This is a genomic window from Shinella sp. GW821-FHT11G07 (assembly GCF_058808115.1).
In genome coordinates, this window is sequence record NZ_JBXARJ010000004.1 from 184,190 (window position 1) to 199,646 (window position 15,457).

12 protein-coding genes are annotated in these 15,457 nt (G+C 64.4%); 6 read left to right on the forward strand and 6 right to left on the reverse strand.

Annotated features, from left to right (window positions below; translation table 11 throughout):
- Positions 1–180: 180 nt before the first annotated feature.
- The 5 genes from gltX to AC1RT2_RS09925 all read right to left on the reverse strand — a co-directional run bounded on the left by gltX (position 181) and on the right by AC1RT2_RS09925 (position 6,380).
- Positions 181–1,650 carry a glutamate--tRNA ligase gene (gltX, locus tag AC1RT2_RS09905; RefSeq protein WP_493101540.1) on the reverse strand — a complete coding sequence of 490 codons (1,470 nt, stop codon included), beginning with the start codon at positions 1,648–1,650 and terminating at the stop codon, positions 181–183.
- A gap of 162 nt (positions 1,651–1,812) precedes the next feature.
- Entirely contained in the window at positions 1,813–3,585 is a 1,773-nt protein-coding gene (locus AC1RT2_RS09910) for an SLC13 family permease (protein ID WP_493101542.1), read from the reverse strand.
- Between the two features lie 298 nt (positions 3,586–3,883).
- Positions 3,884–4,636 (reverse strand): TerC family protein, encoded by a 753-nt coding sequence (locus AC1RT2_RS09915; RefSeq protein WP_069061066.1) that lies wholly within the window; start codon positions 4,634–4,636, stop codon positions 3,884–3,886.
- A 98-nt stretch (positions 4,637–4,734) separates the two neighbouring features.
- Positions 4,735–5,589, reverse strand: coding sequence for an AraC family transcriptional regulator (locus AC1RT2_RS09920; RefSeq protein WP_493101544.1), 855 nt, complete (start codon positions 5,587–5,589; stop codon positions 4,735–4,737).
- A 131-nt stretch (positions 5,590–5,720) separates the two neighbouring features.
- Entirely contained in the window at positions 5,721–6,380 is a 660-nt protein-coding gene (locus AC1RT2_RS09925; RefSeq protein ID WP_493101546.1) for a TetR/AcrR family transcriptional regulator C-terminal domain-containing protein, read from the reverse strand.
- A gap of 144 nt (positions 6,381–6,524) precedes the next feature.
- Here AC1RT2_RS09925 and AC1RT2_RS09930 point away from each other — a divergent pair, with 144 nt between their 5' ends.
- Both AC1RT2_RS09930 and AC1RT2_RS09935 read left to right on the forward strand, forming a co-directional pair.
- A complete protein-coding gene (locus tag AC1RT2_RS09930; protein WP_493101548.1) occupies positions 6,525–7,727 on the forward strand; it encodes an HlyD family secretion protein in 1,203 nt (400 codons plus the stop codon).
- Positions 7,728–7,754: 27 nt separating this feature from the next.
- Complete coding sequence (locus AC1RT2_RS09935) at positions 7,755–9,344, forward strand: DHA2 family efflux MFS transporter permease subunit (protein WP_493101550.1); 1,590 nt, start codon at positions 7,755–7,757, stop codon at positions 9,342–9,344.
- 6 nt (positions 9,345–9,350) lie between these two features.
- On the opposite strand, the gene AC1RT2_RS09940 is transcribed toward AC1RT2_RS09935, so the two are convergent.
- Positions 9,351–10,235 carry a PhzF family phenazine biosynthesis protein gene (locus tag AC1RT2_RS09940; protein WP_493101552.1) on the reverse strand — a complete coding sequence of 295 codons (885 nt, stop codon included), beginning with the start codon at positions 10,233–10,235 and terminating at the stop codon, positions 9,351–9,353.
- A gap of 125 nt (positions 10,236–10,360) precedes the next feature.
- Between AC1RT2_RS09940 and AC1RT2_RS09945 the strand changes: the two genes are divergently transcribed.
- From AC1RT2_RS09945 to xylA, 4 genes are all read left to right on the forward strand, one after another.
- Positions 10,361–11,479: a metallophosphoesterase gene (locus AC1RT2_RS09945; protein ID WP_493101554.1), complete on the forward strand. Its 1,119-nt coding sequence runs from the start codon at positions 10,361–10,363 to the stop codon at positions 11,477–11,479.
- A gap of 83 nt (positions 11,480–11,562) precedes the next feature.
- The gene (locus AC1RT2_RS09950; protein WP_493101556.1) at positions 11,563–12,627 is read left to right on the forward strand and encodes a LacI family DNA-binding transcriptional regulator; all 1,065 of its coding nucleotides are present in this window, start codon (positions 11,563–11,565) and stop codon (positions 12,625–12,627) included.
- A 10-nt stretch (positions 12,628–12,637) separates the two neighbouring features.
- Positions 12,638–14,092 carry a xylulokinase gene (xylB, locus tag AC1RT2_RS09955; protein ID WP_493101558.1) on the forward strand — a complete coding sequence of 485 codons (1,455 nt, stop codon included), beginning with the start codon at positions 12,638–12,640 and terminating at the stop codon, positions 14,090–14,092.
- 27 nt (positions 14,093–14,119) lie between these two features.
- On the forward strand, positions 14,120–15,430 hold the full coding sequence (xylA, locus tag AC1RT2_RS09960; RefSeq protein ID WP_493101560.1) for a xylose isomerase: 1,311 nt from the start codon (positions 14,120–14,122) through the stop codon (positions 15,428–15,430).
- Positions 15,431–15,457 lie beyond the last annotated feature (27 nt).

A 15,457-nucleotide genomic window follows, 5' to 3' on the forward strand; every position in this document is an offset into this window, starting at 1 on the left:
ACCCTGTCGCGGCGTGGCCGCGCAATAATTACAAAACTGGTGCCTTTGGCTACCCCCTCACCCTAGCCCTTTCCCCGAAGGGAGAGGGGCGGGAGAGAGTATTGCGGGCGCCGCTTTCACCTTCTCCCCAGCGGGGAGAAGGTGCCGGCAGGCGGATGAGGGGGGGCCCTCGATTGTAGACTATTTCCCGCTTCCCACCATCGAGGCCACCACCTGTGCCGCTACTTTCAGGCGCTGGCGCACGACGGAGCGGCCGAGGATGGCCATGCTGTCGAACAGCGGCAGCGAGCGCGACGAGCCGGAGACGGCGACGAAGAGCGGGGCCACGACGACTTTCAGCTTCTTGCCGAGCCGGTCGGCGCTGGCGCGCAGTTCCGCTTCGATGCTCTCGACGGTCCATTCCGGCATCTTTTCGAGGTCCGGCTGGACCTGGTTCAAGACATCGAGAATTTCTTCCGGCGTGGACTTCACCTTGGCAAATGCCTCCGGTGTCAGGCCGAGATCGGATTTCAGCAGGAAGCCGGTGAGGTCAGGCAGTTCGCCAAGCTTGGAGATGCGCGACTGCGAGAGCTTGAGGCCCTGGCGGATGCGGTCGTTCTCCATCGCCCAGGCCAGCACGCGGCCTGTGAATTCCTCTTCCGTCAGCTGCTCGCGGAGCCAGCGGCCGTTCAGCCAGTCGAGCTTCTGGATGTCGAAGATCGCGCCGGCCTTGGAGAGGTTGTCCGGATCGAACTTTTCGGCAAGCTGATCCATGGTGAGCAGCTCTTCGCCCTCGGCGATCTGGATGAAGAACAGGCCCAGAAAGTTCATCAGCGCTTCCGGCAGGTAGCCGAGTGCCGAATAGTAGGAGATCGACGTCGGGTTCTTGCGCTTGGACAGCTTCGACTTGTCGTGATTGCGCATCAGCGACAGGTGCATGAAGACCGGCGGTTCGAGGCCGAGATATTGGTAGATGAGGATGTGCTTCGGCACGGAGGCGAGCCATTCCTCGCCGCGCGCCACATGGGTGATCTTCATCAGGTGGTCATCGACCACGTTCGCCATATGATAGGTCGGCATGCCGTCGGCCTTAAGCAAGACCTGCATGTCGACGGCATCCCACGGGATTTCGACCGGGCCGTAGACGCCGTCGACGAACTTGCACGAGCCCTCGGTCGGGATCTTCATGCGCACGACATGCGGCTCGCCGGCGTCGACGCGGCGGGTTACTTCTTCCGCGGAAATGTGCAGGCAGAGACCGTCATATTTCGGTGGCTTGCCGGCGGCGCGCTGGGCTTCCCGCATTTCGGTCAGCCGCTCGGGCGTACAGAAACACTTGAAGCCGTGGCCGTTGGCGACGATCTTGTCGACATAGGGACGGTACATGTCCTTGCGGTCGGACTGGCGATAGGGACCGTAAGGGCCGCCGATGTCAGGGCCTTCCGACCATTCCAGGCCACACCATTTCAGCGCGTCCAGCACCTTCTGCTCGAATTCCGGCGTCGAGCGCGTGGCGTCCGTATCCTCGATGCGCAGGATGAAGGTGCCGTTGTGCTTTTTCGCGAAGAGATAGTTGAACAGCGCGATATAGGCGGTGCCGACATGCGGCTCGCCGGTCGGGGAGGGTGCGATGCGTACGCGAACGCCGGACGCGGTTCCGGAAGTGCTCATGGTTTGGCCCGTCTTGACATGGTTTTGCGCCCCCGGCCGGAGGACCCGGCGTCGAAGGCGTCACTTTGCGAGGAAGAGCCCGGTTTTCGCGGGGAAAAGGCTCTCCGTTGGGCTGGTTGAGACCATATTCAGCCCGGCACGTCAAGAAAAAGTCGGTCGGCGCTATTGCACCGGCCAGACGTAAAGCAGTGCCGGCACGCTGACGAGAACGATCAGGAGGGAGAGCGGCAGGCCGACGCGCGGATAATCGGCGAATTTGTAGCCGCCCGGCCCCATGACCAGCGTGTTGCACTGGTGGCCGACGGGGGTGAGGAAGTCGCAGCCGGCGCCGATCGCCACCGCCATCAGGAAGGCCTCGGGCCTGTAGCCGAGCGCGCTTGCGAAACTCGCGGCGATCGGCGCCATGACGAGCACCGTCGCGGCGTTGTTGAGGAAGGGCGTCACGGCCATCGCGGTCAGCAGGATGAGGCCAAGTGCGCCGAAGGGCGGCAGGTGCACGGCAACGTCACCGAGCCAGCCGGCGATCAATTCGCTGGCGCCGGTCGTGCGCAGGCTGTCGGAAACGGGAATGAGGGCGGCGAGCATGACGAGGATCGGCCCGTCGAGTGCGGTATAGGCCTCGCGCAGCGGCACGGCCTTGAACAGCACCATGGCGACGGCGGCGGCGAAGAAGCCGGTTGCGACCGGCACGAAGCCGAGCGCGGTGGAGGCCATGGCGGCGATCAGGATCAGCACGGGGATGATCGCCCGCCTGGGAGCGCCGAGCAGGATTTCTCGCTGGGCCAACGGCAGCAGGCCGAGTTCCGGCAGCAACGCCGGCAGTGTGCGGTTGTTTCCCTGGATCACGATCATGTCGCCCGGGCGAAGGCGGACTTCGGAAAGCTTTTCGCGCAGGCGCTGGCCCTGCCGGCTGACGGCGAGCAGGTTGATGCCGTGAGAGTGGAACAGCGCGATGCTGCGCGCCGAAATGTCGATGAGGCGGGAATCGTTGCCGACGACGGCCTCGATGGCGCTGATTTCGCCGGCCTCGCCACGTCCGGCGCGGATCGGCTTGCCGGAGAGGGTGAGGCCGGTGGCGGAGACGACCTTGTCGAGCGCGCTTGCCGTGCCTTCCATCAGGATCGTGTCGTTCACCAATAGCCGCACATCGGGCAGGGGCGTGATGTGGACATGGCCGCGGATGATGGCTGTCGCAATCACCTCGCCATCGCCGTTCCTCAGGATTTCGTTGAGTGATTTTCCGACCGACGGCGAACCTTCTTCCACCGTCGCGTCGGAGGAATAGGCGGAAGCCTCCAGCGATTCCTCAATGCTGGCATTGCTGTTGGCACGCTCGGGCACGATGCGGTTGAAGAACAGCATGAAGAGGATGCCGCACACCGTCAGAGCCGCGCCGACCGGCGTGAAGTCGAACATGGTGAAGCTCTCGCCCGTGATCTCTTCGCGCAGCCGCGAGACGACGATGTTCGGCGAGGTGCCGATCTGGGTCATCAGGCCGCCGAGCAAGGCCGCGAAGGCCATGGGCATCAGGAATTTCGAGGGCGGGGTGCCGGATTTCTTGGCGAACTGGAAGGCGAGCGGCATCATGATGGCGAGCGCGCCGATATTCTTGATGAAGGCCGAGAGAACCGCGACGGAGACGAGCAGCAGCGCGAGCTGGCTTTGTTTCGAGGTGAGGTTCGGAAAGAACCGCTTGACCGCCAGGTTGACGATGCCGGAGCGGGCGACGGCGGCACTCACCATCAGCGCACTGCCGACGATGATCACGATATCGTCGCTGAAGCCGGAAAAGGCCCTGTCGAAGGGCACGATGCCGAGCGCGAGCGCCAGGAGCAGGGAACAGCAGGCGACAAGGTCGTAGCGAAACCGTCCCCATATGAACGCCGCCATCATCAGGCCGATGACGACGAAGGCGAAGGTCTGCTCAAGTGTCATGCGTATGGCCCGTGCGGCAGGAAGATGCTTGGCATGAATTCCGTCGGGGCCTTTCCGGTTCCATTGCAAGCAGCGGGCACCGGCCATGAACTTTCGCGGAACAATCTGTCCGTGGAAAGGTTTGCCAAGGGAAGGCGGGCCGTGTCAACCGGACGCGACGGGGATGGAGAACACGGGGATTTTTCCGGTTTCTTTCCGTGGCCAACGAAACGGCAGGCGAGCTCCCCACCCGTCCGGTTCGTCTTCAGCAGATCCCCAAATTGAAACCGGCGGGATGAAGGTCCCGCCGGTTCTTTTGTCAGTGGTGCGCCGCACCCTTCTTCTTCTCCCGTGCCCGCCGGGAGATCATGTTCAGCACCTCGACGAGGGCCGAGAAGGCCATGGCGGCGTAGACGTAGCCCTTTGGCACGTGGAAGCCCATGCCTTCGGCAATCAGCGTCGTGCCGATCATCATCAGGAAGGCGAGCGCCAGCATGACGATCGTCGGGTTCCTCTCGATGAAGTTGGCGAGCGGATTGGCGGCCAGCAGCATGACGGCGACGGCGACGACGACGGCGACCACCATGATCGGCAGGTGCGGCGTCATGCCGACGGCCGTGATGATGCTGTCGACGGAGAAGACGAGGTCGAGCAGCAGGATCTGGCCGATCGCTGCCGAAAACGACGATGCGACCGCGCCGCCGACCATGTCTTCCTTGTGGTCGACGGGGTCGACATTGTGGTGGATTTCCTTCGTCGCCTTCCAGACGAGGAAGAGGCCGCCGGCGATCAGGATCATGTCCTTCCACGAGAAGCCGTGGCCGAAGGCCTCGAAGACCGGGGTGGTAAGCTGGACGATCCAGGCGATGGTCCCGAGGAGCCCGAGGCGCATGACCAGCGCCAGCCCGATGCCGATGCGGCGGGCCTGCACCCGGTGTTCCGGCGGCAGCTTGTTCGTCAGGATCGAGATGAAGATAAGGTTGTCGATGCCGAGAACGACTTCCATCACGATCAGCGTGACGAGCGCAACCCAGGCGGCCGGGTCTTGCATGAGCGCAAGAATGCTATCCATCCGGTCTTCCTCTCCATGAATACGGTTTGAGAATGGACTTCCGTATTTATGCAGATTTCAACCGGTGGCAAGCAGGCCGGTGGCCGTTCCGACTCATTTCACGATTTCGTCATCGGATCCGTGAGCGGAAGCCAGATTTCCACACGTCCGAGCCCGGTTTCGGGGTCGAAATCCTCGCCGTAGAATTCCAGCACGTCCGGGAATGCCCCGATCTTGCGGCCCGAAGTCGGCAACCAGGTGCGGAAAGCGGCATCCACCGTCGCCGGAATGCCGTTGACATGGCCGTGGTGGTGGAAGACCGCCCATGTCTGCGCCGGCACGGCTATGGTTTCGAATTCCGCCGGCAGGTCGTCGTGGCCCTTGGCGACGCGGGCGCCGGCGACATAGCGGAAGCCGGGCTTGCCTGGCAGCATCGTGCAGACGCCGAAGGCGGTCTTGTCGGTCTGGCCGGGGATATGGCCGAAATAGTCGTTGAACCTCTGCCAGAGTGCCGGAATGCCGGCGGCCTTGCCGAGCTCGAAATCGGCGCCGAGGCCGGCAATGATGAAGGCATCGAGCGTTTCGATGCGCGGGGCGGGCAGGTCGGGCTTTTTGATGGTGGTCATGCGAATGGGCTCCTGAAGCGTGAGGCCGGAAAGATCGCGCCGTGCCCGCACGGTTTCCGGCGTGATGCCGAATTCCTCGCGGAAGGCGCGGGTGAATGCCTCATGGGAGCCGTAGCCGGCATCGAGCGCGACGGTCAGGATGTTTTGCGCACCGCCGGCCAGCTGCCGGGCCGCTTCGGAAAGACGGCGGGCGCGCAGATACCGGTTGAGGTTCTGGCCGGTCATCGCACTGAAGCGTCGTGACAGGTGATGGCGCGACATGCCAGCCATCGCGGCGATTTCGGAAAGCGCGATGGCCTTGCCGAAATGGCTTTCGATGTACCAGATGGCCTTGGCAACGGGATGCATGGCTCGGTCGCTCCTCATGGACAGCCATTCTATGGCGTCCTTCGCGGCCCGTCACTTGATCGTGGTTGCGCGTTTAGAGCAACTCCAGCAAAAGTGCGCAGCGGTTTTACGTCCGGAGTTGCGTAAAAGCTTTAGCTCTTTGAACCGTAGGCGGCGAGGAAGACACGGATTGCCGAGGCGACATTCTTCTCGATCACGGCGCGCGGCGGCACCTCTTCCATCGACCCGAAGATGCGCGGCTTGAAGAGCCCGACCGTGGTGAGTTCGATGAACTGCTTGGCGGCGTGCGCGGTGTCGTCGCAGATGACGCGGCCGGCGGCGACCTGCCGGTCGAGATAGTCCTGCAGCACCGAGACCGGGTTGATCGCCGAGGCGGAGAAGAAGCGACTACAGAGCGTCGGCAGGCGATGGTTGGCGGCTATCACCATGCGCATGGCGCGGATCGTCTGGTCGGCCGTCATGTGGGTGGCGAAGAGCATGCCGAAATCGTTGAGCGCCCGGTCGAGCGGCTGGTCGCTGTCGAGCGCATGGCGCACCGTTTCAGTCAGCTTGCGGCGCTCGCGCTCGATCATGTCGCCGAACAGGTCTTCCTTGTTCTCGAAGTAGACGTAGATCGTGCCCTTCGAGACGCCCGCCGCACGGGTGATGTCGTTCATGCTGGCGGCCTCGAAGCCCTGCTCCATGAAGACGCGCTTCGCCCCGTCGAGGATCTGCTCGCGCTTGGCGGGGTCCTCACCGGCGACGCGCCGGCCGGTCAGCGGGCCGGCCGGCTTTTCTTCGGTCATCTGCATCTCAGTTCCCGTGGTCGAAACCTGGTGTCAACTATTTCGAACCGATCAGTTCGATTTCACTTGATATGCGGGATAAAGTGGCCTAAGTCAAATCGAACCGAACGGTTCAGTTCGAAATTTTATCCCTGAGATGGTGGCAAGCCCATGTCGACTACCCATGGCACCGGCGCGGCGAAGGTTCGGCCGGTCAACGATGATTTTGAGGCCGAAACCGCCGAGGCTTCGCCGGTGACGACCGCCGAGGCAACGCCTGTTGCCGCCGTCACGCAGCCCGAGAAGAAAAAGGGCAGCCGCCGTTTCGTCATGCCGGTCATTGGCCTCGCGCTGCTTGCCGCCGCCGGCTGGTATGGCTACGAGTGGTGGACGAACGGTCGTTTCATGATCTCGACGGACGACGCCTATATCGAGGGCGACATCGCCGCCATTTCTCCCAAGGTCTCCGGCTATATCGCGGCCGTGAATGTCGTCGCCAACCAGGTGGTCAAGGCCGGCGATCCGCTCGTCACCCTGGACAATGGTGACTACGTGCTCGCCAAGGAGCAGGCCGAAGCCCAGATCGTGACGCAGAAGCTGGCACTCGACCGCATCGACGCGCAGATCGAGGGCGCCAAGGCGAGCCTTGCCCAGGCGGAAGCCCAGAAGGTCGCCTATCAGGCCTCCCTCAGCGGGGCGGAAGTTGCGGAAAAGCGCGCCAAGGAATTGAACAACAAGGCGGTCGGTACCACCGCCTCGCTCGACAGCGCCACCGTGGCGCTCGACCAGGCCAAGGCCAATCTCGTCGGCGCGGACGCCAATATCGTTGCCGCCCGGGCGAACATCGCGGTTCTCCAGGCGCAGCGCGCCGAATCCGAAAGCGGCGTGCGCACGCTGGAGCTTGCCCGCGACAAGGCGGCGCGCGATCTCGGCTTCACCGTGCTGAAGGCGCCCTATGACGGCGTCGTCGGCAACATTTCCATGCAGGTCGGTGATCTCGTTTCGGCCGGCCAGCGCCTTGCCGCGCTCGTTCCGGTCAAGGACCTCTATATCGAGGCGAATTTCAAGGAAACGCAGATCGCTCACCTCGTGCCCGGCTCGAAGGTGCACCTGCATGTCGATGCCTACGAGGAAGACGATATCGTCGGCACCGTTCAGTCGATCGCACCGGCCTCCGGCTCGGTCTTCTCGCTGCTGCCGGCGGAAAATGCCACGGGCAACTTCACCAAGATTACCCAGCGCGTACCGGTCCGCATCGCCATCCCGCAGGAGGCGCTGGATACCGGCAAGCTCCGGGCGGGCCTGAGCGTGGTCGTCGATGTCGACAGCCGCACGGCGCCGACGGACACGGCACTGGCCGCGAAAGCCGAGTAGGGTTCCTCAGTCAAAGGAGCGCGGGCTATGGCCGCGACCGCTCAACCAACCGCCGTCGCCGTGGCGGCGCCCGTGCAATCCGACAAGATCCCCGTCCGTCGCGTCATCGCGTTCTTCGCGATGGTCTTCGGCATGTTCATGTCGATCCTCGACATCCAGATCGTCTCGGCCTCGCTTGCCGAAATCCAGGCGGGCCTGAGTGCCGGCACGGACGAGATCGGCTGGGTGCAGACCTCCTACCTGATCGCGGAGGTCATCATGATCCCGCTGTCGGGCACGCTCGCCCGCATCGTCTCAACCCGCGTGCTGTTTTCCGTCTCGGCGGCCGGCTTCACCGCTGCGAGCGCGCTCGCCGCAACGGCGACGAACATCGACCAGATGATCGTCTACCGCGCCATCCAGGGCTTTATCGGCGGCGGTATGATCCCCTCGGTCTTCGCGGCCGCCTTCACCATCTTCCCGCCGTCGAAGCGCTCCATCGTCTCGCCGATGATCGGCCTCGTCGCGACGCTTGCGCCGACGATCGGCCCGACGGTCGGCGGCTATCTCAGCCACGCCTTCTCCTGGCACTGGCTGTTCCTCGTCAACATCGTGCCCGGCATCATCGTGACGATCGTGACCTGGAACTTCATCGATTTCGACAAGCCGCAACTCAGTCTGATGAAGAAGTTCGACTGGCTCGGCCTCGCCGCCATGGCGGTTTTCCTCGGTGCGCTGGAATATGTGCTGGAGGAGGGCAATGCCAACGACTGGTTCAATGACGAATATATCGTCATGGGCGCCGTCGCGTCGGCGGTCGGCGCGCTGGTCTTCTTCTACCGGGTCTTCAACGTCGAGTTTCCGGTGGTGGATCTGCGCGCTTTCAGCAACCGGAATTTCGCCTTCGGCTCGCTGTTCTCCTTCGTCATGGGCATCGGCCTTTACGGCCTGACCTATCTCTATCCGCTCTATCTCGGGCGCATTCGCGGCTACGATTCGCTGATGATCGGCGAGACCATGTTCGTCAGCGGCCTCACCATGTTCTTCACGGCGCCGATTGCCGGCATCCTGTCGAGCCGCATGGATCCGCGTTTCATGATGATGATCGGTTTCGCGAGCTTCTCCTACGGCACGTGGATTATGAGCAGCCTGACGACGGACTGGGACTTCTATGAGCTGCTCCTGCCGCAGATCCTGCGCGGCTTCGGCCTGATGATCTGCATGGTGCCGATCAACAACGTGGCGCTCGGCACCCTCTCGCCGGACAAGGTCCGGGGAGCCTCCGGCGTCTTCAACCTGACGCGCAATCTCGGCGGCGCCGTGGGGCTCGCCGTCATCAACACCATCCTCACCCAGCGCCAGCACGAGCACTATGCCCGGCTCTCCGAGCACGTGCAGTGGGGCAACCCGGAAGCGATGGACCAGCTGCGCAACATGGCGGCGAACTACTCGCAGCACGGCCTCGACGGCACCGCCATCGCGATCCAGAAGATGTCCGGCCTTGTCCAGCAGCAGGCGACGATCCTGTCTTTCGCAGACGTCTTCGTGCTTTTGACGTGGCTGTTCGGAGCGCTCGTGCTGTGCGCCTTCGTCATCAAGAAACCCCAATCCGGCGTTGGGGGCGGCGGCGGACACTGACGGTCGTCAGACGCTCAGCACACCGCTCATGACCGGCACGCAGGCGCCGCCGATCCGCACGGTTCCATCGCCGTCGACTTCGACCGACAGCAGGCTCGGCCGTCCCATGTCGATGCCCTGCGCCACCTGGAAACGCCGCGGCGTGCTGTTTTCCAGCCCGGCAAGCAGGGCGCAGGCCGCCGCCGTGGCGCTGCCCGTTGCCGGGTCTTCCGGCAGGCCGTCGAACGGCGCGAACATGCGGGCGGAAAAATCCACTGCACCGTCGCGGTCCGCCACCTCCCGGCAGTAGAGATAGATCGCATCGGCACCGTCCGCCGGCAGGATGGCGGAAAACGCCGCCATGTCGGCCTTGGCGCGCTGCAGGGCTTCTCGCTTGGCGATCTCGACGACGATGAACGGCAGGCCGACCGAGGCGATGCAGGGCTGGTGCAAATCGACAGCGATATCCGCCTCGTCCAGCGAAAGGCACGCGGCGACGCTCGCCGGCGTAAAACTCTTCCCGACGGACAGGGCCTGCGGTGCCGTCAACTGGATCTGGTCAACCTCTCCTGCGACCCGCAGGATCTTCGCCCGCACAAGGCCTGCGGCTTCCTCGAGCAGGAATTCCTTGACCGTTTCGTTGCCCTCCGCCGTCGCCAGCGTGTAGGCGGTCCCGACATTGGGGTGGCCGGCAAACGGCACTTCCACCGTCGGCGTGAAGATGCGCACATGCGCCGTATGCCGCGCGTCCTTCGGGCGCAGCACGAAGGTCGTTTCGGAATAGTTGAACTCGCGGGCGATCATCTGCATCTCCTCACCCGTCAGGTCATCGGCATCCAGCACGACAGCAAGCGGATTGCCGCCAAAGCGCAGGCGGGTGAAGACGTCGAGCGTGTGAAAAGGCAGCTTCATCATTCGGCTCCAAAGCGTCTGGTGGTAGCAAGTTCGCGGCGACGGCTCAAGGTGACGTCGAGACCGCTATACGTCCACGCGATCCTGTTCCAGAATGCGGCTCGCCTTTCACCCTGGAGAGCCGCATGCCCGTTCGTCCCACCCGTCGCCATGTTCTGACTGGAGCTGCCGGCCTCGGCCTTTCCCTCACGCTGCCGCGCCTGCCGCTTTTTGCGCAGACGCAGCGGCCGGCGACGGATGCGACCTTCCTCTTTTCCTGCGACGTGCACGCCTGCCTGGTCTCCGCCGATGGCCTCAGCCCGGGCTGTGCGGACGAGGGCAAGACGGATGCAGCGCTGCTCCGGCATGTCGCGGCGGTGAACGCCGTCGGCGGCCTTGCCTGGCCTGTCACGATCGACGGCAAGCCGTCCGGCCTGCAAGGCGCCGGCACGACGATTGCCACGCCACTCGGGCTCGTGCTCGGCGGCGACATGACGGATGACGGCGGCGGGCAGGTGAAGGTGCCGGGCGAGGGGCGCCAGCTCCAGCAGTTTTCCAGCCGCTACCAGCAGGGCATCGGACCGGATCGCGTGCACTATCCGGTCTATAACGGCCTCGGTAATCATGACCTCGACCAGGACGGCGCGCCGCCGCATGTCGACTGGTATCGCCGCGAACTGCGCGACTATGTCGAGCTGAACCATCGGTCCACCGTGTTCTACAAGGCGCCCGTGCCGGTGACGAACTATGACGTCGAGTCGGACAATTATTCCTGGGATTGGGGCGGCCTGCATCTCATCCAGCTGCAGCGCTTCGGCGGCGACGATACGAAGGGTGCCGTCAGCGGTCTCGCGTGGCTGCAACAGGATCTTGCCACCTATGCCGCCGACGGCCGTCCCGTCGTCCTGTTCCAGCACTATGGCTGGGATGCATTCTCGACCGAGCATTGGGATCCGGAGGCAAAGACCTTTGATCCGCATGGCGCCGGCCCGGCGCACTGGTGGACCGATGCGGAGCGCACCAGCCTCGCCGCCGCCCTCAAGGGCTACAATGTCATCGGCATCTTCCACGGCCACGAACACCCGACGCCGATGATCTACAACCGCGAGGGCTACGACATCTTCAAGCCGATCGCCGCCTTCCTGGGCGGCTTCGCGCTGGTCCGCATCACCGATTCATTTCTCGACGTGACCCTCGCGAAGGCCGGCGAAAACCCGGCCGACATCGTCTTCACGCACGCCTTCAGCAAGCCTCTCCGGGGTTGAAAAAAACCGTTCCGGGGTGCCCGTGAAAATTTCTGATTTACGTACATCAAAAATTCCTCTAAGGGTCTCGCCACGGAGGAGACATGAGACCCACAGTTCACGATATCGCTGACACGGCGGGCGTCAGCCTGGCCACGGTCGACCGCGTGCTGAACGACCGGCCAGGCGTGCGTGGCGTCACGAAGGCCAAGGTCGAGGCGGCGATTGTCTCGCTCGGCTATGTGCGCGATGTCGCAGCGGCCAACCTCGCCAAGAGCCGCGTCTACCCGCTGGTGTTCATCCTGCCGGAGGGCGACAATCCCTTCATGCGCGGGCTGGAAGCGGAGGTCCACCGCGCCGGCCGGCATTCCGCCGCCGAGCGCACGCGCCTTTCGGTGGCGACGGTTCCCGCCTTCGATGCCGGCGCGCTGGTCAAGGCCATCGACGCCGCCATCATGGAAAACGTCTCCGGCATCGCCGCCGTCGTGGTCGATGCGCCGGAGGTTTCCGCAGCGATCGCCCGGGCGCATGCCGCGGGCATTCCCTTCGTCACGCTCGTCTCGGACCTCGCCAATTCCGGCCGCGACCACTTCGTCGGTGTCGACAACATCGCCGCCGGCCGCACCGCCGGCAGCCTGATGGGCCGTTTCCTGGGGGAACGCCCCGGCGCCGTGGCGGTTCTGGCAGGCTCGATGCGGGTGCGTGACCATCGCGAACGTCTCGACGGTTTTCGCGCGGCGATCGCTGCCATGCCCGTTGCCCGGACCATGCTGCCCGTGCTGGAGGGACAAGACGATCCGGACCTGTCGTTCTCCCTCATTTCCGATTGCCTTGCCGCCAACCCGACCCTTGCCGGCATCTACAATCTCGGCGCCGGTAACCGCGGCCTCATCCAGGCCCTTTCCGCCAGGGGCGGGGCCGATCTCTGCGTGATCGCGCACGAATTGACCGTCGAGACCCGCGGGGCACTCGAAACTGGCCTCGTCGATGCCGTGCTCAACCAGGATGCCGGCCATGAGGTGCGCAGCGCCATCCGCGTCCTGCGCGCCAAGGCCGATGGCCTGCCGGTCATTGCCGCGCAGGAGCGCATCCGCCTCGACATTTTCATCAAGGACAACCTCCCGGCCGGGCCGGACGAGGATGAACAGCCCGGCGCGGCCGGCAACTAGGGAGAGACGCATGTATCTCGGGATCGACCTCGGCACCTCGGGCGTCAAGGCCATGCTGATCGACGCGGACCAGGCGGTCATCGGCTCGGCCTCCAGCAAGGAGGTCGCGACCACGCGTCCGCATCCCGGCTGGTCCGAGCAGGACCCCGCGGAGTGGATCCGCGCGACGGAGGAAGCCATTGCCGGCCTGCGCGCCTCCCATCCCGCAGCCCTTGCCGCCGTGCGCGGCATCGGCCTGTCCGGCCATATGCATGGTGCAACCCTCATCGATGCCGACGACAAGATCCTGCGTCCCTGCATCATGTGGAACGACACGCGCAGCCATCGCGAGGCCGCCAGCCTCGATGCCGATCCGCGCTTCCGCGCAATCACCGGCAACATCGTCTTCCCCGGTTTCACCGCGCCAAAACTCGCCTGGGTGAAGACCAACGAGCCGGACGTTTTTGCAAAGGTCCGCTGGGTCCTGCTGCCGAAGGATTACCTGCGCCTCTGGCTCACCGGCGAACATCTGTCGGAAATGTCGGATTCGGCCGGCACGTCCTGGCTGGATACCGGTGCGCGCAGATGGTCCACGGACCTGCTTGCGGCGACCGACCTGGAAGAACGCCAGATGCCGGGCCTCGTCGAAGGCACGGAGCCCGCCGGCACGCTGCGGCCGGACCTCTCCGCCCGGTGGGGGCTTGGCGACGGTGTGGTCGTCGCCGGCGGTGCCGGTGACAATGCGGCCTCGGCCTGCGGCATGGGCACGGTGCGTGAAGGCACGGCCTTCGTCTCGCTCGGCACCTCCGGCGTGCTCTTCGCCGCCAATGCCAGCTACCTGCCGAACCCGCAAAGCGCGGTGCATGCCTTCTGCCACGCGCTGCCCAACACCTGGCACCAGATGGGCGTCATTCTTTCGGCCACCGATGCGCTGAACTGGCATTCGCGCGTCACCGGCGCCTCCGCGGCCGACCTGACGAAAGAACTCGGCGATACGCTGAAGGAACCCTCGAGCGTCACCTTCCTGCCCTACCTTTCCGGCGAGCGCACGCCGCACAACGACGCCGCCATCCGCGGCGCCTTCCTGGGCCTTGGCCATGAGAGCGGCCGCGCCGTGCTGACGCAGGCCGTGCTTGAAGGTGTGTCCTTCGCCATCCGCGACAGCCTCGAAGCGCTGAAATCCGCCGGCACGCGCCTGTCGCGCGTCACCGCCATCGGCGGCGGCTCGCGCTCGCGCTACTGGCTGAAGTCGATCGCCACCGCGCTGGACCTGCCCGTCGACCTGCCGGCCGACGGCGATTTCGGTGCTGCCTTCGGTGCCGCCCGCCTTGGCCTCATCGCCGCGACCGGCGCAAACCCGACCGATATCCTGACCGCGCCGGCCACGGCCGAGACGATCGAACCCGAGACGGCGCTGACCGCCGCCTACGAGGATGCCTATCAGCGCTACCGCCGCCTCTATCCGGCAATCCGCGCCGCCTACTGATCCACGAACACTCAAGAGGAGACATCCATGGCCACCGGCTTTTTCGGCGACATTGCCAAGATCAAGTATGAAGGTCCTGACAGCACCAATCCGCTCGCCTTCCGCCACTACAACCCCGACGAAATCGTTGCGGGCAAGCGCATGGAAGATCACCTGCGCTTCGCCGTTGCCTACTGGCATACCTTCGTCTGGCCGGGCGGCGACCCCTTCGGCGGCCAGACCTTCGAGCGCCCGTGGTTCGAGGATTCGATGAAGGCTGCGAAGCTGAAGGCCGACGTGGCTTTCGAATTCTTCCAGCTGCTCGGCGTGCCGTTCTACTGCTTCCACGACGCGGACGTGCGCCCGGAAGGCAAGGATTTCGTCGAGAACACCAAGAACCTCAACGAGATCGTCGACTATTTCGAGAAGAAGCAGGCCGAGACCGGCGTCAAGCTGCTCTGGGGCACCGCCAACCTCTTCTCCAACCGCCGCTACATGGGCGGTGCTGCGACCAATCCGGACCCGGACGTCTTCGCGTTCGGGGCCGCGACGGTCAAGACCTGCATCGACGCCACGCATCGCCTGGGCGGTGACAATTACGTGCTGTGGGGCGGTCGCGAAGGCTACGAGACCCTGCTCAACACCAATATCGGCCAGGAGCTCGACCAGCTCGGCCGCTTCGTCAACATGGTCGTCGAATACAAGCACAAGATCGGCTTCAAGGGCGCCATCCTCATCGAGCCGAAGCCGCAGGAGCCGACCAAGCACCAGTACGACTACGACGTCGCGACGGTGTTCGGTTTCCTCAAGAAATACGGCCTGGAAAACGAGGTGAAGGTCAATATCGAGCAGGGCCACGCCATCCTTGCCGGCCACTCCTTCGAGCACGAGCTGGCGCTTGCCAATGCGCTGGGCATCTTCGGCTCCATCGACATGAACCGCAACGACTACCAGTCCGGCTGGGACACCGACCAGTTCCCCAACAACGTGCCGGAAATGGCGCTCGCCTTCTATCAGGTTCTCGCGGGCGGCGGCTTCACCACCGGCGGCACGAACTTCGACGCCAAGCTGCGCCGCCAGTCGATCGATCCGGCGGACCTGCTGATCGGTCACATCGGCGGCATGGATTGCTGCGCCCGCGGCCTGAAGGCGGCGGCGAAGATGATCGAGGACAAGGCGCTGTCCGGCCCGCTCGCCGAGCGCTATGCCGGCTGGCAGACCGCGCCCGCGAAAAACATCCTGGCTGGTGGTTCGTCGCTGGAGGCGCTGGAAGCCTATGTGCTGAAGGCCGGCGTCAACCCGCAGCCGCGCTCCGGCAAGCAGGAATTTCTGGAAAACGTGGTCAACCGCTACGTTTGAGCGGTGTGTAAAATAGTAAGCGAAGGG